Here is a 23,026-nt window from a genome sequence, read left to right on the forward strand (position 1 = left end):
AGGGATTTGATTGAAATTTATTTAGAGACTTTTAATAATTGTCCTACTGCAATTGAATACGATTCCAGATTATTCCAGGTTACAATATTCTCAACTTTAGCGTTAAATTTTTTTGCGATGCCATAGAGTGTATCGCCTGGTTTAACGCGGTAATGGCCGGCAGGAACCACATCTTCATCAACAGTTTGGTTAGTTTTTGCTGTTATTTTCCCTTCTTCATTAACCGGTTTCTGCTCAAAGTATAATTGTCCTTTACTCTCTCCCGAAGCAATAGGCTCTTTGATTGCAGTCTTATCGTATTTGTAAAGCTCATATCGCTCAATCAGTTCAATTAGCTTAGGAGCATATTGAGGATTGGTGGCATATCCCGCCGTTTTAAGTCCGTTGGCCCAGCTTTGGTAGTCAGTAGGGTCAAGTTTGAACAATGCGGCATAACGCGGACGTTTTAAAAACTCCGAGTGATCATGAAATGAGCCTTCTGCATGTGGGTACTTTCTGAAACATTCATTTGGCCGATCATCGTCTTTATTATAACTCTCGCCCTGCCAGTCGCTGGTGCATTTGATGCCAAAGTGATTATTCGCTTTTAGAGCCAAATCACTATTGCCACTTGCCGACTCGAATATGCCTTGCGCCAAGGTAATACTCGCCGGTACTCCGGTACGACGCATTTCTTCAATAGCAACCTGCTTATACTTATTTATATATTGTTGTGTACTGTTAGATTTTGCATAAGTGGTGGTATTTCCGCTTTTACCAGAAACAGGATTGATTGTCGACACATGCTGACTGTTAGTTCCAGATGCCGATAGATTCTTTTTGGCCGAACAGGCTGTGAAAGAATAAGCTATAATGCAAAGAGTAAAAAATTTCCAGATATTCATTTATTTAACTCGTAAGCGTTGACCGGGTTTAATGATTGCTGTATGCAACGAATTTAATGATTTAAGTTTACTTACTGTAGTTTTGTATTTTTTTGCTACAGTTGATAATGATTCACCTTTTTTAACCTTATGGTATACAGGATTAAATTCTGAAACTACCGGTTGATTATCTGGTTCATTAACGATTGAGGCAGTAACAATTGTTGTGGTACTGTCTGGAATAATTTGTTGAAGAGAATCACAAACTTCAGCATCCCAAGTGTAAAGTTTATTCCGTTGAATACACTTAATCAAGTCGCTGGCATAACGCTTACTCGCCGCATAACCCGAGCGTTGCAGTCCTTTAGCCCAAGCTTTATAGTCACATTGATTAAGTTTAAACAGAAATGCATAGTTTTTTCGACTTGTTAAGAAGTTTGATCGGTCCTGGTAGGCGGCTTCCACACTTTCATATTTTCTGAAATTCCCTTGTCGTTCACCCTCCCATGACTTACCGGCTTTTACACCAAAGTGATTATTGGCCATTCGCGCAAGTTTAGATTTACCTGCACCGCACTCCATAATTGCCTGAGCCAGTGTGATACTTGCCGGTATCCCGGTTTTTCTCATTTCAGCAACGGCCATCTCTCCGTATTTTTCGGCGTATAACTTTTCAGGGTTATTCTGGGCCGAGGCATACGAATATATCAGTAGCAACAAGGCTGCTAAATAAATTCTAATCATTAGTTAGTTTGGTTATTGGTTTGGATTCTGATTCAGTTTATTTAACTATAAAGAACTATTTTTTATTGTTAAAATGCAACTGAATTTCACCCTGATTCTTATATTCACTAAAGCCGCTTGATTTTATCAATTAACTATAACGAATCTTTCCTTAAATTCTTATTTCTTCCTTATGATCATAATTCCATCTCTTATAGGAAGTAAAATATTTTCAACCCGATCATCATTTTGCACCTTTTCGTTAAAGGCCATCACTAGTTTGGTGTCCTTATCGGGGTTTTCATCAATCACTTTGCCGCTCCACAAAACATTGTCCGCTAAAATATAACCTCCGTGCTTTAATTTGTCGAAAACAAGGTCATAGTAATTGCCATTGTTCTTCTTGTCGGCATCGATAAAAATCATATCAAATTCCTCATCAATAGTAGGAATGATCTCAACTGCGTTACCAATCCGATAGTCAATCTTGTTTTGAACCCCAGCCTTTTCAAAAAATGAACGTACAAAAGGCTCCAACTCTTCATTAATATCAAGTGTTGTTAGCAGTCCGTCTTCTTCAAGTCCTTCTGCAAGGCAAATGGCCGAATAACCAGTATAGGTTCCGATCTCCAAAATTCGCTTAGGCTTTATCATTTTACTAAGCATACTTAAGGTACGTCCCTGAAAATGGCCCGAAAGCATCCTTGGTAATAATATTTTAAGGTGAGTCTCACGGTTTAGCAATTGTAATATTGCAGGTTCAATATCAGTATGCGTTTCAACGTAGCTATTTATTTTTTTATTAATAATATCCATTTCTAATATGAGTTGCAGATTACTAGTGATAAGTTGGGTTTTACTCTTTAATTGTACCCGTTAATTCACAACCAATAACCCGAAATTCTTAATTTATTCTGCAGGAACAAAGGTTAACATACTTAGCTTGTCCAATGCAAAATTTTCATTGGCAATATCCAGAATGTCATTGGTAGATACCCGGTCAATTTTGGCAAAGAGTTCTGGTAAACTATCAACCGACCCATAATCAAGTAAACTTTTGGTCATTGCAATAATTACTGAAATACGCGACTCTTCGGCCAGGGCAATTTGTCCTTTAAATCGTTGTTGTGCCTGATGAAGTTGAATGGCACTTAATCCATTTTCACGAAGCTTTTTTAATTCTTTATGTACCAGTTTAACACAGCGAGCAGCTTTCTCATCATCTGTTCCAAAGTAAATAGAAAACATCCCGGTATCACTCATCGGTACAAAACTCGATTCAATAGTGTAACAAGCCCCAAAACGCTCACGAATTTCTAGATTAAGTCTCGAGCTCATTCCTGGTCCTCCCAGCAAATTGTTGACTAGTAACATGCCTGTTTTTTTATCGCTGTTTAAGTTGTATGAGCGGCCCCCAATAATGCAGTGAGTTTGAACACAGTTTTTTTCTTTCTTATCAATTTTAGCAATGTAGCCATTGGCCGCTACACGGGTTTTAACATAGTTATTTTCAGCAATGTCCCCTAAATATTTATCAGTAAGTCTTTGAAGTTTTTTCTCCGATATGTTACCGTAAACACCCAACACAATTTCATGTGTGTTGTAATTGTCTCTTATAAATTGGATAATATCACTTTGTTTAAACGCTTTAATTGATTCGGGCGTTCCTAAGATATTATTGCCAAGTGTATGGTCATGGAAAACGATTTCATCAAATTCATCCTGAATATGTTCTTCTGGTGTGTCTTTATATGAATCTAATTCATCTAACACCACTCCTTTTTCTTTTTCCAATTCCGTTAAAGGAAATATTGAATGAAAGGTAATGTCGGTTAGGAGATCAAGTGCGCGCTCAAAATGCTCATTTAAAAATGAGGCATGAATACAGGTTTGTTCTTTAGTGGTATAGGCATTTAAATCAGCGCCAACAACTTCCAAACGGTTTAAAATTTGGTAAGTATTGCGTTTCTTAGTGCCTTTAAATAATAGATGTTCTATAAAATGAGCCAAACCGATAGTTTGGTTAGTTTCATCACGAGATCCTGTATTAATCATCAGGCACATGTGCATAATGCCTGATTCTTGTGCGGGTTTATGTAAAACTCGAATCCCGTTTTTGAGTGTCAGTAAACTATATTCCATTTGAACCGGCAAAGATACTGATTTAGTTGATGTTAGCGTTCCTCTGGATAACTGAATAATAATTGGCTAATTAGCAGTGTTTTTTGTTGTTTATTTTTTAACTTAATAATCTTCAACTGAATCTTATGAACATCAGCTTACATGATAAACGTTTTGAGCCTTACATAAAAGAAGTGGCTATTCAAAATCGAGTTAACGCGATAGCAGAACAGATAAGTGATGATTATAAAGGGAAACGTCCTTTATTCATATCAATGCTCAATGGAGCGTTTTGGTTTACAGCAGATTTGTTGAGAAACATTGTTGGCGAATTTGAGGTGAGCTTTGTGAAATTTAAATCCTACCATGGCACTCAAAGTAGTGGAGAGGTGGTACAAAGTCTGGGTTTGGATATTGATGTGAAAGATAGGGATATTGTTGTGTTAGAAGATATCATTGATACTGGCGGGACCTTGAAGGTGTTTTTGGAAGTGTTGAGCCAGCATAATCCTGGAAGTGTTAAAATTGCCTCGCTGCTTATAAAGCCAGGGGCTTTGAAATATCCTATAAAAGCTGATTACGTAGGGTTCGAAATTCCCAATGATTTTATTGTTGGCTATGGATTGGATTATGATGGATTAGGCAGAAACCTTAGAGATATTTACGTTATAGAAAATAGTTCCGGCAGTTAAGCTGAGGCTGCCGGAACTCCCCATAATTAATACGTCCGTCCAGGACCTTCAAAAGGCAAAATATTTTAAACCTAATTGTTTGCAACTTTATGGAGTGTTATCGTTATCTCCACTTTTCGAACTGAAGAAACAGTAGCTTTTTCTTTCCAAATCAGTTTGCCATCCTCAAATTCAATTTCAGCCTCATATAATTCATTGCCCAGACCATACCTGAATGAATTTTTACTGTCATAACTGATTACAAGTTCGTCTTGTTCACCTCCCGAAGTGAAAATTACCAGATCCTTCTTAAACTCTACTGTGAATTCATTTTCTTCAAAATCAACATTTTCACTTGAGGATGGATCTAATACATCATTCTCATATTCTTTAATATCGACATTTTCAACCGACCACTTTCCTAATAATTTAGTTTGAAGTTCTTTGCCGCTTGCCGGAAGGGGTGGGTCACTGTCTTCTTTTTTACATGAACTAAATTGAAAAAGAACAAATAACAAAATCAATAACCTCATTGATTTTGATGAGAGTAAATCAATAACCATAGTAGAGAGCGTAAAATCTTTACTATAAGTTAAGCAAAAAATAAATAAGAAATTAATTTTCTATCAATTTGTTTTAAGTTTTTTCACTAAAATATATTGATAATTAATTAGTTATATCTTTTCCATTATGATTGTAGTAACGTCCTTCATATTAACCCCATCTTCTACCCACTCTTCGGTAATCCCCCATGTCATTTGATCGCCGTTAAATGTTACCGAACCTTTGGCATGAATTCCATTTTCGTCATCATTAAACTCAAATGTATCATTAGTAGAGCTATAATCTACAGGATAGCTGTAGCTGAATCCTTCATTGGTTATTTTTATTTGGGTCTTGGTAAATTCAACTGTAAAATCACCCGGAGTATAATCATCCATGGTTTCTTCATAAACCAGTTCATTGTTTTCATATGATTTTAAATTGACAGAAAGAACATTCCACTTACCTTGTACTTTTTCTTTAACAGTGGTAGGGCTTGGGTTATCATCTCCGTTATTGCAGGAAGGTGTAATTAAAAAATTAATGGTGAGAAGAAGTAAAAGAACCACTTTGAGCTTTTTACTTGGAGTAGAGAGTGAGAGCATAAGTTGAAGTTTTGATTACTCATAAATATACATTAATAAAGCGATGATTTTAAGTGATTTATAAGTAAAAAGGGATTGCTAATAACTAGCAACCCCTTTGATAAGTTATTTTACTACGAATAAATTATTTTTTGCGTTGTTTGGTTTGAGCGTCGGCCAGTTTAATTGCATTATACAGGTTGACAACTCCGCCAGTAGTAGAAAGATCAGTAAACTTTATCAATTTTTTGTCTTCCGAACCAGGCTCCACCACTTCAAGATTAGGAAGCTTTTCAGCTGATTTAAGAATAATTTCTTTCACTTGTAAAGCAGTTAATTGAGGAAAATAAGAGCGAATAACTGCAGCAATGCCTGCTACAACAGGTGAGGCCATACTGGTTCCACTATTCGACTTGTATTTTGAAAAAGGTACTGTTGAATATATATCAACGCCAGGGGCAAATACATCAACCGAATTTTTACCATAGTTAGAAAAGTTAGCAACCGACTGGCTTCCATTCTTCCATGAAAGAGCACCAACTTCAATCCAATTCGCAGCGCTTTTGCCATCGGCAAAGTTTCGGTTTGGAAAATTTGCCGTTGTGTCATTGTTGTTGGCATCATTTCCTGCAGCATGTATTAAAAGCACATCTTTTGAAGCAGCATACTTAACCGCATCATCCACGGCCTTTTTGTCATAGCTGTACGACTTGCCAAAGCTCATGTTGATAACTCTGGCTCCATTATCAACCGCGTAACGAATAGCATTAGCTACGTCTTTATCACGTTCATCACCGTTAGGTACGGCTCTTACTGCCATAATTTGTACATGGTCGGCAACACCATTCATTCCAATACTGTTGTTTCTTACTGCTGCAATAATTCCGGCAACATGACTTCCGTGTCCGGCATCGGGCCCGGTAACGTCACTATTTCCATAATTGTTATCATTCATGTTTGAAGGATCGTCGCCTACTATTGCTCGTTCATTTGATGCAGTGTTCAATCCGTAATCAAGTTTACCCTTTAAATCATCAATGCCCTCTGTCAGTTTTTCGATCTGATCGTCCATGTCAGTGCAGCCATTTGCTTGTAACATTTCTTTAATATTGGCTGCAAGTTTATTGATCTTTTCATCACCAGTATTCACCTTTTCAAGCGTAGCAATATCCAGTTTGTTAACTTTTAGCTGAGCTTTCAGAACGTCATTGATTTTATTCAATTGCTTAAGGAACCCAGTATAAGTTTCGTAGCGTTCCTTGGTTTCATTAAGTTCTTTATCGTAAGCTTTTTTCAGTTTAAGGTATTCCTGATAGTCAGTTTGTTTTGCCAGCTCAGCAGTAGGGGGAGCATCTTTGTATTTTGCATCCAAAGGCGCATACAAACGGGTAAGCTCCATTGACTCATGATTTATATTTCGTCCATCCTTCCCTCCAATGAAATTCCATCCATAAACATCATCTATATAACCATTCTTGTCATCGTCAATTCCGTTTCCGGCAATTTCCTTTTTGTTTTTCCATAAAACGGCCTTAAGATCTTCATGTGTTGTATCGACCCCTCCATCAATCACTGCTACGATTGTGGTTTGGTACTTCTTACCTTTAAGCAATTCTTTATAGGTTTTTTCGGTACTTACTCCTTGAACGTGATCAACTTTCGGGTCTAAGTTAAACCAATTGTCAGGAGCAGAAGTAAGCGACTGTGCAAATGCTGTCGATCCGGAAAGCAATAGCAATAAGGAAAATGAAAGTTTTTTATTCATGATAACTGAAGTATCTATTTAAAATAGCAATTATTTTAAAATAGTGTATTAATTGTTTGGTTTAGTTTGTCTAAGAAATATAAAAGCAATTATAGGTAATTGTTTAAAATGCTTCGAGCTTGAATTGTAGCAATTCTGTCGTACTAATGTAACTGAATTGAGAGGAAATAGGGTAATGACATTTCAACCAAAGGCTAGTTGCAACTTTCGGGATCATGTTTTTATTAGGAGAAAAAGTTTCTTTATACTACTTCGATACCTGCCAGTTCACTTAGTGTATCAATGGCTTGCTGTATGTTTTGAATATTATCAACAGTAATTGAAAGTGTGTTTTTTCCTTCTTTTAATCTGCTGTTTCGTTGGTGGGTCTGTACGTAATGAAGCACTTTAGTAAAGCTTTCCGATTCGAAATAAGGTGATTGTTGATTGGAAATGAAAAAGCCACGTAAGGTTTTACTCTTAACCATAAGCTTTTCAAAACCGATTTCTTTGGCGAGCCATTGCAGACGCATTGTATTTAATAACTCCTTAACCTGACGAGGTAATGGCCCAAAACGGTCATTTAACTGGGTGGCAAAAGCATTTAGCTGGGTTTCATTTTCAACTCTGCTTAGTTCATTGTACAAGTTATATCGTTCTTGGATACTGCTTACATACTCATCCGGAATTAATAACTCCATGTCAGTATCGATAGTGGTAAAGTTTACAAACGGACGGGGCTTTTCATCTTTAAACAGATCACTGAACTCTTCTTCTTTCAATTCTTGAATGGCTTCGTCCAAAATCTTATGATACATTTCGTATCCGATTTCGGCAATAAAGCCGCTTTGTTCCGAGCCTAATAAATTTCCTGCACCCCGAATGTCCAAATCTCGCATAGCCACATTAAATCCACTGCCTAAATCTGAAAACTCTTCAATTGCACTTAGTCGTTTTCTAGCTTCAGGAGTTAAAACAGATAAAGGTGGACTTAATAAATAGCAGAAAGCCTTTTTGTTTGAGCGACCTACTCGACCTCGCATTTGGTGCAAATCACTTAAGCCGAAATTATGTGCCTGGTTAATTAGAATAGTATTAGCGTTTGAAATATCTAGTCCGGCTTCAATAATAGTTGTAGCAACTAAAACATCAAATCGGCCTTCAATAAATTCTGTCATTACATCTTCCAGGTCATCACCTTCCATTTGTCCGTGACCCACGCAAACTTTTACACCCGGACAAAGTTTACGGATTAAGCCGGCAACATCATGAATATCACTCACTCTATTGTGCACAAAGAAAACCTGACCGCCTCTTTCCACCTCAAACTCCACCGCTTCTTTTATGGTCTTTTCGTTAAATACATGCAGTTCTGTAATAACCGGTTGGCGATTGGGTGGTGGTGTACTGATAATGGACAAATCTCGGGCGCCCATCAATGAAAAATGCAAGGTACGAGGAATAGGAGTGGCTGTTAAGGTCAAGGTGTCGACATTAACCCTCAAAGATTTAAGCTTTTCCTTAACGGTAACTCCAAACTTTTGTTCCTCATCAATTATTAATAAGCCAAGATCTTTGAATTTGATGTCTTTACTTACCAGCCGATGAGTTCCGATAATAATATCCACTTTGCCTTCCTCAAGGTTTTTAAGTGTCTCTTTTATTTGTTTGCTCGATTTAAATCGATTGACATAGTCAATTGTGCATGGGAAGTCTTTTAAGCGCTCACGGAAAGTACGGTAATGTTGCGATGCCAGAATAGTGGTTGGTACCAAAACGGCCACCTGTTTGCTATCGGTAACTGCTTTGAATGCTGCTCTAATAGCCACCTCTGTTTTTCCAAAACCTACATCACCACAAATCAAACGATCCATTGGGTGAGGGGCTTCCATGTCCTTTTTTAAATCAGCAGTGGCTTTTTCCTGATCTGGTGTATCTTCATAAATGAATGAAGCTTCAAGTTCATTTTGAAGATAAGTGTCTGGCATAAAGGCGTATCCTTCTTTAGTTTTACGTTGTGCGTAAAGCTTTATCAGATCACGGGCTACGTCTTTAACTTTTTTTTTAGTGTTTTTTTTTAGTTTATCCCAGGCATCGGTTCCCAGCTTATTTAGTTTAGGCTGAGTTCCTTCTTTACCGGTATATTTTGAAATTCGGTTTAGGGAATTGATATTAACATACAGTAAATCGTTATCAGCATAGATCAATCTAATAGATTCCTGTACCTGACCATTTACTTCAATCTTTTGCAGTCCGGCATATTTTCCAATACCATGATCGATATGGGTGACAAAATCACCTGGTTTTAACTCTCTGAGCTCTTTTAAGGTGATTGATTGTGACTGTGTATAGGTTTTTCGTGCCTTGTATTTGTAGTAGCGATCAAAGATCTGATGATCGGTGTAGCAAGCAACCTTTAGCTCCCGGTCGATAAAACCTTCGTGAATAGAAAGGTGGATAGGAGTGAATGGCGTTTCATCACTTGTAGGCTTGGCCGACTTTTCTTTGGGCAAATCAGCAAAGATGGCATAAAGTCGTTCTATCTGTTTGGCGCTATCGGCAAAAATGAAGTTCTGAATATCTTCAGCAATGTTTTCATTTAAATTATGCTGAAGGAGCGTGAAATCTTTATTGAACGAAGGTTGAGGACGAAGGTCGAAATGAAAGGTTTCAGTTGCCTCGTAAGTGAATTGTTTACCAAATTCTATAACTGAAAAGCGATCGATATTTCGTTTGGTGTCTTTACTTTCCTCGAAAAGATATTTAGGGTCCATCCATTCGGTATGCATGGCCTTTTCATCGTCCGGTAATGCTTTGTAAAGTTCTTTAGCTTTTTTAACACCCTTTTCAATGATCTCGTAGGTAAAGGTGACATCCTTAAACCATAGAACAGAGTTTTCTTCAATATAATCAAGAAATGAAGTGTTGTTGTCGGTCAGTAATTTCGACTGAACATTTGGAACGATTGTGATCCACTCCATTTTTGAAACCGAAAGCTGATCTTCAGGGTCGAATGTTCTTATCGATTCAACTTCATCTCCGAAAAACTCTACCCGATAAGGCAAGTCATGTGAAAAAGAGAAAATGTCAACAATTCCTCCCCGTACTGAATATTGTCCGGCTTCATACACAAAGTCTACGCGTTCAAAAGCGTATTCATGTAAAAACTCATTAATAAATTCAATGCTCAGCTTATCGCCGGTTTTAATATCGAGGGTGTTTTTTTCCAGCGTTTCACGACTGATCACTTTCTCTGCCAAGGCCTCCGGGTAGGTAACCAACATTTTTGAGGCACTGGTTTTCGATTTTATTTCATTTAAAACCTCTGCACGCAACAATACATTTCCGCTATCAGGTTGAATAAACTCAAAAGGTTTACGGTAGGATGCAGGAAATACCAAGCCGTTTTTTCCACTTAAACTTTCGAGATCATTTAAAAAATAAACAGCCTCTTCATAGGTGGGTAAAATAAATACGAACGGTTGTTCAGTTTGGGTGCGTAAAGCATTTGCAATAATTGCATCTGAAGAGCCAATTAGCCCTTTTAAATGAATCCGTTGCTGGCTAAGCTGTAAGTTGGAGGCCAGTTGCTGAACGCGTTGATCGTTCTGGTATAAAGCGAGAATTTCCTGGATAGTTTGCATCACAATGAACGCAAAGATAAGAGAATGTTTTTAACACGAATTAGAGCGAATTAAATGGATTACAGGAATTCTTTTCAATAATGAGCGGTTTTTAACGCTATTTAGGGCCAATTAAACTAATTGCACGAATTCTTTGTAATAATGATTAGTGAGATTAGTTTAATTCGTTTCAATTTGTGTTTCTTTTGAAGAGGTTGAATATTGAAGTAAAGTAGCTTAGATAAGTCGAATTAATAGAATGGTCTTATCACGAAATAGAGCGAATTAAATGGATTACACGAATTCTATATGATAACGAATTTGTGTAATAAGTTAAATTCTTTCAATTAGTGTTTCTTTTTTTGTTCCGTTCTGGCTTTAAATTCATTCCAAAGAGCGGCGTAAGCCTTTGCTGATTTTGACCTTGGAGCAAATGCAGGTAAGGGCGCTCTGAAAACTCCCATTTTTTCTACGTCAGAAGAGTAAGTGATAGCTGTTTTAAGCAGTTGATTGTTATTTTGGTATTCGTCAATGATGTCTTTATGAATGTTTTTTCGCAGATCGACCATTGAAAAGAAGGGAATGATTTTTTTCTTATCCAGATCACTGTCTTCAAAATATTCAGAAACCGTTTCGAAAGCTCTTATTGATAGAGTGGTAGGGATCATCGGTAATAAAATATAATCGGCGGCGGTAAAGATGTTTTCAGATAAGATAGAGAAGCCAGGAGGCGAATCAATGAATACATAATCATAATCTCCATTTAATTCATGCAGTGTATTCTTTAATCGCTTTCTAGACGACTTCATATCGTCGAGGATAATATCCAGGTTGCGGGTGGTGAGATCGGCTGGCAGAATATCCAGTTTTTCGTAGTGTGACGATTTTATGGCTTCTTCAATTTCAGAGTTATTACCCATAAGCTTTTTTATCCCACCTTTTACTTTGGCTTTAATTTGATAATAAAATGTAGTGGAAGCTTGTGGGTCGAGGTCCCATAATAAAGTTTTGTAGCCTTGAAGAGAACAAAGGTAGGCGAGATTTACCGCGGTTGCTGTTTTGCCAACACCTCCTTTTAAATTATAGATAGCAATGGTTTTCATTTAGAAACACTAATTATTACGAATTAAAGAAGCACGAATCATAGTTAATTAATAGAATTGTATTATAAATCCTGATTTACAATTTACAACTTTAAGCGAATTACTTCCTTATATAAACAAGAATTGCACAAATCTTTATCATGATTTGTGCAATTAGTATAATTCGTGAAATTAGTGCTTAACACTCTGGTAAATTCACCGGAATATTAATGGCCAATCCTCCTTCGGCAGTTTCTTTGTATTTGTCGTTCATATCACGAGCGGTATCCCACATCGCATATAGAAGCACTAATTATTACGAATAAAAGCAAATTGCACGAATTAGAACTTAAGTTATCATAATTCGTGCAATTGTTTAATAATTCGTGAAATTAGTGTCTTTAACACTCAGGCAAATTCACCGGTATGTTTATGGTCAATCCTCCTTCGGCAGTTTCTTTGTATTTGTCGTTCATATCACGAGCGGTATCCCACATCGCATATAGAAGCACTAATTATTACGAATAAAAGCAAATTGCACGAATTAGAACTTAAGTTATCATAATTCGTGCAATTGTTTAATAATTCGTGAAATTAGTGTCTTTAACACTCAGGCAAATTCACCGGAATATTAATGGCCAGTCCTCCTTCGGCGGTTTCTTTATATTTATCATTCATATCACGAGCGGTATCCCACATTGATTTAATTACCGCATCTAAGCTTACTTTTGCCGATTTAGGATCGCTTTCTATAGCAATATTGGATGCCGTTATTGCCTTAATTGCACCCATCGAATTGCGTTCAATACATGGAATTTGTACTAAACCTCCAATCGGATCACAGGTTAAACCAAGATGATGCTCCATGGCTATTTCGGCCGCCATTAAAACCTGCTCAGGGCTTCCTCCCAGACACTCGGTTAATCCTGCTGCAGCCATTGCCGATGATACGCCAATTTCGGCCTGACAACCACCCATAGCTGCTGAAATGGTCGCATTTTTTTTGAAAATGGTTCCTATTTCTCCAGCAGTTAAAATAAATCGGACAACTTTCTCTTCATCAAAGCCATCAACAAAGCACCATGCATACATCAGCACCGCCGGAATTACACCAGATGCTCCATTTGTAGGCGCAGTGATGATACGGCCAAACGATGCATTTTCTTCATTAACAGCTAATGCAAAACAGCTGATCCATTTATTGATAGAAGTAAAGCTTTTATCCGAAGCTTTTACAGCACGGATCCATTCGTTCACAGTACCGCAATGTCGGCCTGCTAGCAGTTTCTCATTCATTTCAGAGGCTCTGCGCTTTACATTTAATCCGCCGGGAAGAATGCCGGTTTTGTTCACTCCTCTGAAAATACAATCCTTGATCTCATTCCAGATGTACAAAGCTTGTTGCTTTATTTCTTCTTCAGTACGCCAAGCCTGCTCATTAACCATTACTAAATCGGCAACACGAAGGTTAAGTTTTGCGCAATTTTCTGCTATAGTAATTGCATGGTGACATGGATAAGGGGTAACAACTGCATTTTGCGTAATGGTATTATCGTTTTCAGTGGCCACAAAACCACCTCCCACCGAATAATATTTACGGCTCATCAATTGTCCATTCTCGAATACTGCAATAAACTCTATTCCATTCGCATGAAACGGAAGACTTTTATTGTATTCAAAAATCAGGTCTTTGTTATAATCAAAGGCAATTGAATGAATGCCGCCCAATAAAATGGTTTTAATCGATTTTATGGCCTCTACCTTTTCTGGTATAGTATCAGTATTAATTTGGGTATAATCTTCTCCTACTAGGCCCATTAAAACGGCTACATCAGTTCCATGACCATGGCCTGTTTTGGCCAATGAACCATATAAACGAACAATGATCTGGCTTATGTTTGAAATGGGTTGCAGTTGTTTGGCTTCATTAAGAAAAAGTTCAGCAGCTTTCCATGGTCCCATAGTATGTGAGCTGGAAGGGCCAATACCCACCTTAATGATTTCGAATGCACTTATCGACTCCATCAGAATATTGATTTAGATTTAAATTGGTGGGCGCAATTTAGGATTAATTGCGGGGTTTTGGTATTGATTAAAAACAAAAAAAGCAGCCGAGTGAGCTGCTTTTTCTTTTTTATTTTAAATGGTCTAATAATTTTTATTTAGGACAACAGCTTGGTACCTGTGGGCAAGGACAAGATCCTTCAGTGTATGGATCTGCATCGGCAGTTTTTAAGGTGCCCTGTTGCACATAATTAGAGCCGGTGGCTAAAACGTTTAAAAACTCAAATTTTTCTTTGGTTTCCGTTTTTTCAGCTGTCCCAATGCTGAATATTAAAACCAGTTCTTCTGATCCATCGTCAAATAAGCTTAAAATATCTGCTTTTTTCATTCTTACAGAATTTGGCAGTTCAAATGAATCAATCTTGCGATTTGAAGGGCCAAATTTCTTACGATACTTCTCAATCAATTCTTTTGCTTTTTCTGGATCAATTTTCTTTTTCATGTTACAGTATTTAATTTGTTTTAAGTACAAGGTTTCTTTTGTGCGGTATTAAAATGCAAGCAACTAATAGAAGGGGGCTTATTACAAAAATATTGGCGCATCTGTAGATAAAGTATATAGCTTCTATAAACTCCACATTAAAATTCAAACGTGTGTTCACAAATAGGGATAAATAGATACTAAAAATAGAGTCAATTACTATAGTAAGACAGAGTACGGTTTGGGCATTTAAAAATTTATGTCCTACAGATGTAAAAACTCTTTGATTAATGGTTGAAATCGCCAAAACAAGATTTAAAAAGCTGCAAAGTGCTTTTGCAATGATTATTTCAGTGAAAATAGAAGGGCTGACAATGTATTCGAAAGTAAATGAGCTTAATCCTATTAGGCCAATTATCAATGCTCCATAACTCCCAAATGGAACGGATTTCCATTTATAAACCATAAATAAAATGAATAGAAAAACAGCTAGACTCCCGAGACATTGTGAAGGAATGTTATTTCTTAGTGTAATCCCTAAAATGATATCGATGATTTTATTTAGGCAGAGTAAAAAAATATAATATAAAATAACTTTGTGCTTTGAGTCAGCCCTGTTAAAATACAAGACAGAGCAAAACAAGACAGGAATTAAGTAAATCCCGTACATGTCTATAGATGCTAAATAGTTCATTAGTAAGATGAATAGGGTGCTAATTTAAATAAATTAATTAATACTTATAATTGCTAAATAATATGCATGCAGTATTAATATTATTCATTAAAATAAACTAAAACAATGCAACTTCAACAACTCACATCATATCTAGAACAACTGGCCCCCTTGGCCTATCAGGAAGACTATGACAATGCGGGACTTATTGTAGGTAACCCTCAACAAGAAGTCACTAAAGCCATAATCAGTCTCGACTGCACTGAGGCTGTTGTAGATGAAGCTATTGCGGCCGGAGCTAACCTTATAATTTCACATCATCCTATTGTATTTAAAGGGATGAAACGCTTTAATGGCAATTCATATGTTGAGCGAGTGGTGATGAAAGCTATTAAACATGATATTGCATTGTATGCAATTCATACTAACCTTGATAGTGTGCTGGATGGTGTTAATGCCAAGATCTGTGATAAACTTGGTCTTATTAATCGGTCTATTTTATCTCCCAAACAAGGTAAATTAAAGAAACTGGTTACTTTTTGTCCGATAGTTCAGGCAGGTGATGTTCGTAAAGCATTGTTTTCAGCAGGCGCGGGCCATATAGGCAATTATAGTGAATGCAGCTTTAATTCGGAAGGAACTGGAACTTTTAAAGGTGATAGCTCTACAAATCCATTTGCCGGTGAACCAGAAAAGCTTCATTTAGAAGAAGAGCTGCGAATTGAAACCATATTTCCATCACATTTAGAAGGGAAAGTTATTGCTGCATTGCTTAACGCTCATCCTTATGAGGAAGTAGCTTATGATGTGTATTCCCTAAATAATGCTTTTTCTACGGTAGGCTCCGGGATGGTTGCCGAGTTGGAGGAAGAGATGAATACCCTGGATTTTCTCAGCCAGTTAAAGCAGACTATGGGAGCAGGAGTGGTTAAGTATACGGATATAATAAAAGCAAAGGTAAAGAGAATAGCCGTTTGTGGAGGAGCAGGTGGCTTTTTGCTTAAAGATGCCATCAAAGCAGGGGCAGATGTGTTTGTTACTGCCGATTATAAGTATCATGAATTTTTTGATGCTGAGGGACGAGTAGTAATTGCCGATATCGGGCATTTTGAAAGTGAGCAATTTACATCAGAATTATTGCTTGAAAAATTGTCAGAAAAATTCCCTACCTTTGCCGTTCTGTTAAGCAGGGTAAAAACAAACCCGGTTAACTATCTGTAACAAATCCAAATTTTGTTTCGCATACATGGAAGCAACAGTAGAACAAAAACTTCAAGCCCTTTGGGATTTACAAACCATTCACTCTAAAGTTGATAAAATTCGTACGCTACGTGGTGAGCTTCCAATGGAAGTTAACGACCTGGAAGATGATGTGGCTGGTTTAGAAACCCGTATCAATAAATTGAAACGCGAGTTAGACGATTTAGAAGATACCATCGTAACTCGTAAAAATAATATCAAAGAGTCGCAGACTTTAATTAAAAAGTACGAGAGTCAACAGAATAACGTAAAGAACAACCGTGAGTTTGAGGCGTTAAGTAAAGAGATTGAACTTCAGACACTTGATATTCAGGTGAACGAAAAACGCATTCGTGAGCATCAGGCAGATATTCAAGGTAAGAAAACTGCTTTGGATGGAGCTATTGTTGTGCACGAAGAGCGTAAAAAAGATTTAGGTCTTAAGAAAGAAGAACTAAACACCATTACAGCCGAAACTCAAAAAGAAGAAGATGTTCTTATGGAGAAAGCGGCTCAACAAGAAGTTAAAATTGAGGATCGTCTCTTAACTGCCTACAAGAAATTAAGATCAAATGCTAAAAACGGATTAGCCGTTGTTACCATTTCTCGTGATTCTTGCTCGGGTTGTTTTAATAAAATTCCTCCTCAACGTCAGGCTGATATTCGTCAGCGCAAAAAAATTATCGTTTGCGAACACTGCGGACGTATTATTGTTGACGAAGGCTTTACTTTAGAAGAAGTATCGATCTAAACATTTAGATTTTTTAAATATTGAGAGATGCCCCCGGTTTATCCCGGGGGCGTTTTGTTATAGATTACAGGATAAGAAATTTTACTGTAATTTTTTTATCCTCTACCTTTATCGACTGTCGAATACGCTAGTCTTTTATGAAGAAAGTTTTCCTCCTTTTTCTTTTTTTACTGAGTTTAATTCATCCTGCAAAAGCAAATTTTGACTTTAATGCCAACTGTATTGAGGCATACAAATCAGTATTAGCATTGAAGTTGGATTATGCTAAAACTTTAATTGAAAAGGAAAAAAAAGAACATCCTAATAATGCCATTGTCACTCTTCTTGAGAATTATCACGATTTCTATACCATTTTCACCTCTGAAAGTGAAGCTGATTTCAATCGGTTAAAGTCAAATAAATCAACTCGCTTGCGCCGTATTGAAAAGGAAGATGAACGGTCTCCATATTACCTTTTTTGTCAGGCCGAAATTAATATTCAATGGGCTATCACAAGGGCTCGTTTTGGGGAGTATTACACTGCCGCTTTGGAAATCAACAGGGCTTATGGGTATTTGAAAGATAACCGGGGTAAATTTCCGCAGTTTTGGCCCAACAATAAGGATATGGGCATATTGAATATTGTGATGGGAAATGTTCCTTCAGGTTTGAAATCGGTTTTAAGTACATTCGGAGTGAATGCCGATATCAAAACTGGTGTCAACATGATGGAGCAGGCTTTAATGCAAATGCCAGGATCAGAGTATTCATTTTTTTATGATGAAACGGCCCTATATCTAAGCTATGTTTTAAATGATATTGTTGGAGATGATAATGCTTACGCCAAATCACTTAAATATTTAAAGCCTGTAAGTGATAGTTGTTTGCTGAAAAGCTTTGTACAGGGCTATGTCTGTATGAAAACTGCCCATAATAACGAGGCAATTTCAATTTTTAGCTCCCGTCCTTCCGGAGTAAATTATGCGCCATTTAAACATTTGGAGTATTTGCTTGCAACTGCAAAACTTAATCGAATGGATGATGATGCAGACTTGTTTTTTCAGAAATACCTTACCAATTATAGAGGTGTTTTCAATATTAAGGATTCATATTTGCGAATTGGTTGGAGTAATTTGCTGGATGGAGATTTAAAGAAATATCAGCAAAGTGTAACTTTGGTTAAAACTAAGGGATATGATTACAATGACAAAGACAAGCATGCCTTAAAGGAAGTTGAAGGAGGAGTGCCCGATCTGTATTTATTGGGAGCTCGTTTGTTATACGATGGTGGTTATTATGATCGGGCGTTGAATGTTTTGAAATCAAAAAAGATCACTGATCAAACTACAGAGAAAGACAAATTGGAATATAGTTACCGGATGGGGAGAATTTTTGATGCTTTAAAAGATTACGATAAAGCGATGCATTATTATACCCTAACGGTTGAATCGGGAAGTGGAAAACAATGGTATTTTGCGGCAAACTCTGCATTGAGTTTGGGCAAAATTTATGAGAATCAAAAGAATTACGTAAAAGCAAAACAATACTATAAGCTGTGCATTGACATGAAGGATCATGAGTATAAGAATAGTATTGATGCAAAAGCAAAAGCAGGTTTAAAACGACTGAAATAAGAGTATCAAGTACACCGAATCAATTATGACAATTGAACAAATAAAAGATTTAAGGGATAGAATAGCTTCCCTGAGGAGGCATCTTTGACATCGACAATAAACTGTCGGAAATAGCTAATGAGCAAGAACTAACACTGGGGCCAAGTTTTTGGAATGATCCTAAGGCAGCGGAAAAGATTCTGCATGATATCAAAAGCAAAAAGGTTTGGACGGATGCTTTTGCGGAGGTAAACGCATCTGCCGAAGACACCTATGTGTTATTTGATTTTTATAAAGAAGGTGATGTAACTGAGGTGGAAATGCAGCAACAATTCAATTTAACACTTGATGTGGTCGGAGAATTGGAGTTCAAAAACATGCTTAGTGGAGAAGAGGATCAGATGAATGCGGTGCTTAAGATTAATGCCGGAGCAGGGGGGACTGAAAGTTGTGATTGGGCCGAAATGCTTATGCGTATGTATATTATGTGGGGCGAAAAGCATAAGTACAAGGTAAAAGAAATTGACTATCAGCCTGGTGATGTTGCCGGGATTACTTCATGTACCCTTGAGTTCGAAGGCGATTTTACTTATGGTTATTTAAAAGGTGAGAATGGCGTTCACCGTTTGGTGCGTATTTCACCCTTTGACTCAAATGCGAAAAGGCATACATCGTTTGCATCGGTATATGTTTATCCTTTAGTTGACGATTCAATTAATATTGAAATTAATCCCGCTGATGTGTCCTGGGATACTTTTAGGGCAGGAGGCAAGGGAGGCCAAAATGTAAATAAGGTTGAAACTGCCGTACGTTTAAAGCATGCTCCTTCGGGAATTATTATTGAATGTCAGCAAGAGCGGTCACAGTTGCAAAACAAAGAAAAAGCGCTAAAAATGCTTAAATCGCAATTGTATGAACTCGAATTACGGAAGCAGAATGCGGCAAAAGCTGCTGTTGAAGGCACCAAAAAGAAAATTGAATGGGGTTCACAAATTCGTAACTATGTGTTCCATCCATATAAACTAGTTAAAGATCTGCGAACCGGAACCGAAACTTCCAATGTTCAAGCGGTAATGGATGGGGAGTTGGATGAGTTTATTAAAGCGTATTTAATGGAGTTTTAATTAGAAATGAGATGTGAGATTTGAGATAGGGGATTCATGATATAAGATTATCAAATCTCAATACTCAAATCTCAAATCTATTTTTAATGACTTTCCAAAACTTGTAACAATTCCTCCAACTCTTCTACCTTATCTAAATACCCTAGCTTATTATAGGCACTAATTAAGTTGCGTAAAATCCGTTTTATAATTTCAATATTGGAGCAAGGCTGGTAATACTCATCGCGCTGTTCAATTTTCAATTGTTTTAAGAAAAAGTCAACATCTTTCCGCCCAAAAATAAATCCTTTATTAAAGGGATTAATATAAAATATTACACCATTTGTTGCATCAAAGCCCGGTAGTACTGTTTCATTTTCATCTACGTAAGCTAAAATAAAGTGTTGAGGAAGATTGACGCCGTAAATAGGGATGTCCAGTTTCTGGGCAATCAAAGAGTAAATGATGGCCAGGGAAATTTGGTTCCCTTTTTTGCTTTCAAGAACAAGATTAATATAGGAATTTTGTGGATCCTGGTGGTTTACGGTATTGCCACTAAATCCGTGTATATGAAAGAAGACGTGATTTAGCACCTTAACCTTCTCTAAAGGGCTCATTTCATAACCTAACTGAAGCCATACATCACGTTTTATATCTTCAATCTGATTATGCAGACGTTGTTCATCTAAATCGGGATATTGGTATTTATTAATAGCTAACACGCCAGAAAGCAGATCAAATGCGCCCCCAATGATCCATAGTTCTAATTCTCTTTTTACCTCATCAAACTGAATTTTATGAACAATGTTTTCAATGCGTTCTTGTAAGAGCACATCTAAAGATTGCTGCCAAACATCTTCGAGGTAACCAATAATTTCGGGGCCAAAAGAAACCAGCTTATTTTTAATATGTTCAAAAACTTCCTGATCGGGGTCATCCAGCAATTTTACCAATGATTTTAGCTCATTCTTGTCAATCATAAAAATCTTCTCCTTCTAAAAAATCAGGCAACGTGGGTTAACTGTTGAGTCAGTAGAGTTAATTCTGCTAACCCTAATTGATAATATTATTTTATTTTTAGCCCATGTTTAATAGTACTCCATATACTTCATATATAAAGCACCTTTTTACTGCAAATACCCTTCACGGCACTCATTCTCCGTTTGTTTACGACCTGATCGACAATGTTATATACGATAAATCACCCAAAGATGTTTACACTGAAATAGAAAAACAGCGTAAAAATTTGTTGGACGATGAACGTATAATTACGATTACCGACTTAGGTGCCGGGTCGCATTACAACAATAATAAACAAAAAAAGGTTAAAGTAATTGCTGATAAGGCATTAAAAGCGCCAAAATGGGCTCAACTGATCTATCGATTGGCAACATGGAGACAGCCAAAACAGATACTTGAATTAGGTACCTGTTTTGGTATTACTACTTCATACCTGGCGAAATCAAACGAGAATATCCAGGTGATTTCGGTAGAGGGATGCCCCCAAACAGCTGCAGTGGCTAATCAGTCGCTGTCATCACTACAGATTAAAAATGTAAATGTAGAGATAGGTAACTTTGATGATCTATTGCCTCAGTTGGTTGAAAAAGCTGATCAACTGGATTTTGTTTACGTTGATGGGAATCATCGGAAGGAGGCAACGTTGAATTATTTTCATTCTTGTTTGGAAAAGGCAAACGAGAATAGCTTATTCATCTTTGACGATATTCACTGGTCGAAAGGTATGGAAGAAGCCTGGGAAGAAATTAAGAAACACCCCACTGTTACGTTAACGATTGATTTGTATACAATTGGACTGGTTTTTTTTAGAAAAGGTCAGGTAAAAGAACATTTTAAGATCAAATACTAAACAATTCTTATAACGGTTTTTGTTTCATAGCCATTTCAATTCGTTTTTGTTTTGCTTTAGACGAGTAAAATCGATCAATAAAATTGGGAATAGTGACCCCTAAAGCGATACAAAGAAGTGTTAAAACAAACTCAATCCCAGGTGAAAACATTTGCAAAAGTGCGCTTAGTTTTTGTTCGCTATCATGAGCTTTGGCAAAAGAAAACATACCCATCATCGATGTATATGCCAGTACTCCCGGAACCATAGGGATTACTGGAGGAATTGAAATAACATGCCCAGGTGTGTGTACTTTGTGTACCCAGTAAGTAGCCCAAGTACTTGAAAGCAATGCTCCTGCAAGGGAGGCGATTGGGAGGTTAACAGCAAAATCAAGTCGTAAAATATTTCTTGTTAGTACGGCAATGGAGCCTCCTAAAGCACAAAGCCATAAAGTTCGGAATGGCACATTGAATAAAACTGCAAATCCTGCAGCTGATAAAGCGCCGGCAAAAACAATGACTACTTTATTGTGCGCTGGCGGAGTAAGTTGAGGGGGCTTTATTCCCAGCAATTGCATGGCGACAATCATTCCGAAAGCAATAGAAGTAATACACAATATTGTAACGATCGCCCGTGTGGTACCTATTATTGTGAAATTGCCAATCATATCATCTAGTGAATTAATCATCAAAACACCAGGAACAAGGAATAACACCGCTCCAGCAATGGCATCTTGGGGAGTAGTGGTCCAATTGGTGTAGGAAGTGATGATACCCGCGATAAGTGAGCTTATTAAAGCTGCCACAGCAATAGTTAAATAATTATTGATGTGTTTTTTATGAAGTTCCTGCCTTATAAACAAGCCAGTTGCTGCTGAAAAGGAGGCTATTAGATTTGCTGACCAATCTCCTCCGAATAAAGTAGAAAATCCTCCGCAAGCCAAACCAACCGAAAGGATGATTAACCAGCGTGGGTAAGCGTGTTTTTTATCTGCAATTTGATTAAGCTCTTTTTTATACTGATCAGGTGAGTATCCTTTTTCGAGTGCTTTCCAGGTAAGTCGGCTGATACCGTCAACGGTAGTCATATTAACTCCATGTTCTAATATTTTTTTGAATTTAGTAATGGAATTGGTGCCATCGCTAATGGTCATCATTAGGGTTGTTAAAGTAATATGCATGTGAAGCTTATTGCCAGAAATGCCAAAATGCAGCGCAATGCGTTTTACGTTGCGGTCAATACGATCACTATTTGCACCGCTTTGCATTAATAGCTGTCCAGTTCTTAATAACAGGTCCAGTTTTTTTTCTAAAACAGCTGTTGTTTGTTGAGTTTCAGGATGCATATCAGCTATATTTTGTTGCCTTAGGGAGCTAT

19 protein-coding genes are annotated in these 23,026 nt (G+C 37.2%); 6 read left to right on the forward strand and 13 right to left on the reverse strand.

Annotation, left to right across the window (positions count from 1 at the left end; translation table 11 throughout):
• Positions 1 to 17 precede the first annotated feature (17 nt).
• The 4 genes from NF867_RS11150 to NF867_RS11170 form a co-directional block, all read right to left on the reverse strand.
• Positions 18 to 884 (reverse strand): glucosaminidase domain-containing protein, encoded by an 867-nt coding sequence (locus NF867_RS11150; protein ID WP_252588070.1) that lies wholly within the window; start codon positions 882 to 884, stop codon positions 18 to 20.
• The gene (locus NF867_RS18390; RefSeq protein WP_279640075.1) at positions 885 to 1,607 is read right to left on the reverse strand and encodes a glucosaminidase domain-containing protein; all 723 of its coding nucleotides are present in this window, start codon (positions 1,605 to 1,607) and stop codon (positions 885 to 887) included.
• A gap of 159 nt (positions 1,608 to 1,766) precedes the next feature.
• Entirely contained in the window at positions 1,767 to 2,402 is a 636-nt protein-coding gene (locus NF867_RS11165; RefSeq protein ID WP_252588072.1) for an O-methyltransferase, read from the reverse strand.
• A gap of 93 nt (positions 2,403 to 2,495) precedes the next feature.
• Complete coding sequence (locus NF867_RS11170) at positions 2,496 to 3,728, reverse strand: M16 family metallopeptidase (protein ID WP_252588073.1); 1,233 nt, start codon at positions 3,726 to 3,728, stop codon at positions 2,496 to 2,498.
• Between the two features lie 125 nt (positions 3,729 to 3,853).
• Between NF867_RS11170 and hpt the strand changes: the two genes are divergently transcribed.
• Entirely contained in the window at positions 3,854 to 4,399 is a 546-nt protein-coding gene (gene hpt / locus NF867_RS11175; RefSeq protein WP_252588079.1) for a hypoxanthine phosphoribosyltransferase, read from the forward strand.
• A gap of 71 nt (positions 4,400 to 4,470) precedes the next feature.
• Here hpt and NF867_RS11180 read toward each other — a convergent pair whose 3' ends face one another.
• The 7 genes from NF867_RS11180 to NF867_RS11210 all read right to left on the reverse strand — a co-directional run bounded on the left by NF867_RS11180 (position 4,471) and on the right by NF867_RS11210 (position 14,460).
• Positions 4,471 to 4,911: a hypothetical protein gene (locus NF867_RS11180; RefSeq protein ID WP_252588080.1), complete on the reverse strand. Its 441-nt coding sequence runs from the start codon at positions 4,909 to 4,911 to the stop codon at positions 4,471 to 4,473.
• 141 nt (positions 4,912 to 5,052) lie between these two features.
• Positions 5,053 to 5,526: a hypothetical protein gene (locus NF867_RS11185; protein WP_252588082.1), complete on the reverse strand. Its 474-nt coding sequence runs from the start codon at positions 5,524 to 5,526 to the stop codon at positions 5,053 to 5,055.
• 124 nt (positions 5,527 to 5,650) lie between these two features.
• On the reverse strand, positions 5,651 to 7,270 hold the full coding sequence (locus tag NF867_RS11190) for a S8 family peptidase (protein WP_252588084.1): 1,620 nt from the start codon (positions 7,268 to 7,270) through the stop codon (positions 5,651 to 5,653).
• 242 nt (positions 7,271 to 7,512) lie between these two features.
• A complete protein-coding gene (gene mfd / locus NF867_RS11195; RefSeq protein ID WP_252588085.1) occupies positions 7,513 to 10,893 on the reverse strand; it encodes a transcription-repair coupling factor in 3,381 nt (1,126 codons plus the stop codon).
• 326 nt (positions 10,894 to 11,219) lie between these two features.
• A complete protein-coding gene (locus NF867_RS11200) occupies positions 11,220 to 11,975 on the reverse strand; it encodes a ParA family protein (RefSeq protein WP_252588087.1) in 756 nt (251 codons plus the stop codon).
• Between the two features lie 582 nt (positions 11,976 to 12,557).
• Positions 12,558 to 13,979: an L-serine ammonia-lyase gene (locus NF867_RS11205; RefSeq protein ID WP_252588090.1), complete on the reverse strand. Its 1,422-nt coding sequence runs from the start codon at positions 13,977 to 13,979 to the stop codon at positions 12,558 to 12,560.
• 133 nt (positions 13,980 to 14,112) lie between these two features.
• Complete coding sequence (locus NF867_RS11210) at positions 14,113 to 14,460, reverse strand: hypothetical protein (protein ID WP_252588091.1); 348 nt, start codon at positions 14,458 to 14,460, stop codon at positions 14,113 to 14,115.
• Positions 14,461 to 15,238: 778 nt separating this feature from the next.
• On the opposite strand from NF867_RS11210, the gene NF867_RS11215 reads away from it, so the two are divergent.
• From NF867_RS11215 to prfB, 4 genes are all read left to right on the forward strand, one after another.
• On the forward strand, positions 15,239 to 16,333 hold the full coding sequence (locus NF867_RS11215; RefSeq protein ID WP_252588092.1) for a Nif3-like dinuclear metal center hexameric protein: 1,095 nt from the start codon (positions 15,239 to 15,241) through the stop codon (positions 16,331 to 16,333).
• Between the two features lie 25 nt (positions 16,334 to 16,358).
• Entirely contained in the window at positions 16,359 to 17,102 is a 744-nt protein-coding gene (locus NF867_RS11220; RefSeq protein WP_252588093.1) for a zinc ribbon domain-containing protein, read from the forward strand.
• 137 nt (positions 17,103 to 17,239) lie between these two features.
• A complete protein-coding gene (locus NF867_RS11225; protein WP_252588094.1) occupies positions 17,240 to 18,715 on the forward strand; it encodes a tetratricopeptide repeat protein in 1,476 nt (491 codons plus the stop codon).
• A 25-nt stretch (positions 18,716 to 18,740) separates the two neighbouring features.
• A protein-coding gene (gene prfB / locus NF867_RS11230) for a peptide chain release factor 2 (RefSeq protein WP_252588095.1) occupies positions 18,741 to 19,818 on the forward strand; the annotation gives its coding sequence in 2 pieces (ribosomal slippage) (positions 18,741 to 18,800 and positions 18,802 to 19,818; 1,077 coding nt in all).
• 83 nt (positions 19,819 to 19,901) lie between these two features.
• Here the strand turns inward: prfB and NF867_RS11235 are convergent.
• Positions 19,902 to 20,777 (reverse strand): transglutaminase-like domain-containing protein, encoded by an 876-nt coding sequence (locus NF867_RS11235; RefSeq protein WP_252588096.1) that lies wholly within the window; start codon positions 20,775 to 20,777, stop codon positions 19,902 to 19,904.
• A 104-nt stretch (positions 20,778 to 20,881) separates the two neighbouring features.
• Between NF867_RS11235 and NF867_RS11240 the strand changes: the two genes are divergently transcribed.
• The gene (locus tag NF867_RS11240) at positions 20,882 to 21,667 is read left to right on the forward strand and encodes an O-methyltransferase (RefSeq protein WP_252588097.1); all 786 of its coding nucleotides are present in this window, start codon (positions 20,882 to 20,884) and stop codon (positions 21,665 to 21,667) included.
• Positions 21,668 to 21,674: 7 nt separating this feature from the next.
• Here the strand turns inward: NF867_RS11240 and NF867_RS11245 are convergent, their stop codons facing one another.
• The gene (locus NF867_RS11245) at positions 21,675 to 22,994 is read right to left on the reverse strand and encodes a threonine/serine exporter family protein (RefSeq protein ID WP_252588098.1); all 1,320 of its coding nucleotides are present in this window, start codon (positions 22,992 to 22,994) and stop codon (positions 21,675 to 21,677) included.
• Positions 22,995 to 23,026 lie beyond the last annotated feature (32 nt).

The sequence above is a fragment of the Solitalea agri genome (assembly GCF_023914155.1).
GTDB lineage: Bacteria > Bacteroidota > Bacteroidia > Sphingobacteriales > Sphingobacteriaceae > Solitalea > Solitalea agri.

What these genes read in the sequence shown, in the direction of transcription:
- NF867_RS11150 (WP_252588070.1), bottom strand. Translation starts at nt 884, where the DNA reads ATGAATATCTGGAAATTTTTTACTCTTTGCATTATAGCTTATTCTTTC.
- NF867_RS18390 (WP_279640075.1), bottom strand. Translation starts at nt 1,607, where the DNA reads ATGATTAGAATTTATTTAGCAGCCTTGTTGCTACTGATATATTCGTAT.
- NF867_RS11165 (WP_252588072.1), bottom strand. Translation starts at nt 2,402, where the DNA reads ATGGATATTATTAATAAAAAAATAAATAGCTACGTTGAAACGCATACT.
- NF867_RS11170 (WP_252588073.1), bottom strand. Translation starts at nt 3,728, where the DNA reads ATGGAATATAGTTTACTGACACTCAAAAACGGGATTCGAGTTTTACAT.
- hpt (WP_252588079.1), top strand. Translation starts at nt 3,854, where the DNA reads ATGAACATCAGCTTACATGATAAACGTTTTGAGCCTTACATAAAAGAA.
- NF867_RS11180 (WP_252588080.1), bottom strand. Translation starts at nt 4,911, where the DNA reads ATGAGGTTATTGATTTTGTTATTTGTTCTTTTTCAATTTAGTTCATGT.
- NF867_RS11185 (WP_252588082.1), bottom strand. Translation starts at nt 5,526, where the DNA reads ATGCTCTCACTCTCTACTCCAAGTAAAAAGCTCAAAGTGGTTCTTTTA.
- NF867_RS11190 (WP_252588084.1), bottom strand. Translation starts at nt 7,270, where the DNA reads ATGAATAAAAAACTTTCATTTTCCTTATTGCTATTGCTTTCCGGATCG.
- mfd (WP_252588085.1), bottom strand. Translation starts at nt 10,893, where the DNA reads ATGCAAACTATCCAGGAAATTCTCGCTTTATACCAGAACGATCAACGC.
- NF867_RS11200 (WP_252588087.1), bottom strand. Translation starts at nt 11,975, where the DNA reads ATGAAAACCATTGCTATCTATAATTTAAAAGGAGGTGTTGGCAAAACA.
- NF867_RS11205 (WP_252588090.1), bottom strand. Translation starts at nt 13,979, where the DNA reads ATGGAGTCGATAAGTGCATTCGAAATCATTAAGGTGGGTATTGGCCCT.
- NF867_RS11210 (WP_252588091.1), bottom strand. Translation starts at nt 14,460, where the DNA reads ATGAAAAAGAAAATTGATCCAGAAAAAGCAAAAGAATTGATTGAGAAG.
- NF867_RS11215 (WP_252588092.1), top strand. Translation starts at nt 15,239, where the DNA reads ATGCAACTTCAACAACTCACATCATATCTAGAACAACTGGCCCCCTTG.
- NF867_RS11220 (WP_252588093.1), top strand. Translation starts at nt 16,359, where the DNA reads ATGGAAGCAACAGTAGAACAAAAACTTCAAGCCCTTTGGGATTTACAA.
- NF867_RS11225 (WP_252588094.1), top strand. Translation starts at nt 17,240, where the DNA reads ATGAAGAAAGTTTTCCTCCTTTTTCTTTTTTTACTGAGTTTAATTCAT.
- NF867_RS11235 (WP_252588096.1), bottom strand. Translation starts at nt 20,777, where the DNA reads ATGATTGACAAGAATGAGCTAAAATCATTGGTAAAATTGCTGGATGAC.
- NF867_RS11240 (WP_252588097.1), top strand. Translation starts at nt 20,882, where the DNA reads ATGTTTAATAGTACTCCATATACTTCATATATAAAGCACCTTTTTACT.
- NF867_RS11245 (WP_252588098.1), bottom strand. Translation starts at nt 22,994, where the DNA reads ATGCATCCTGAAACTCAACAAACAACAGCTGTTTTAGAAAAAAAACTG.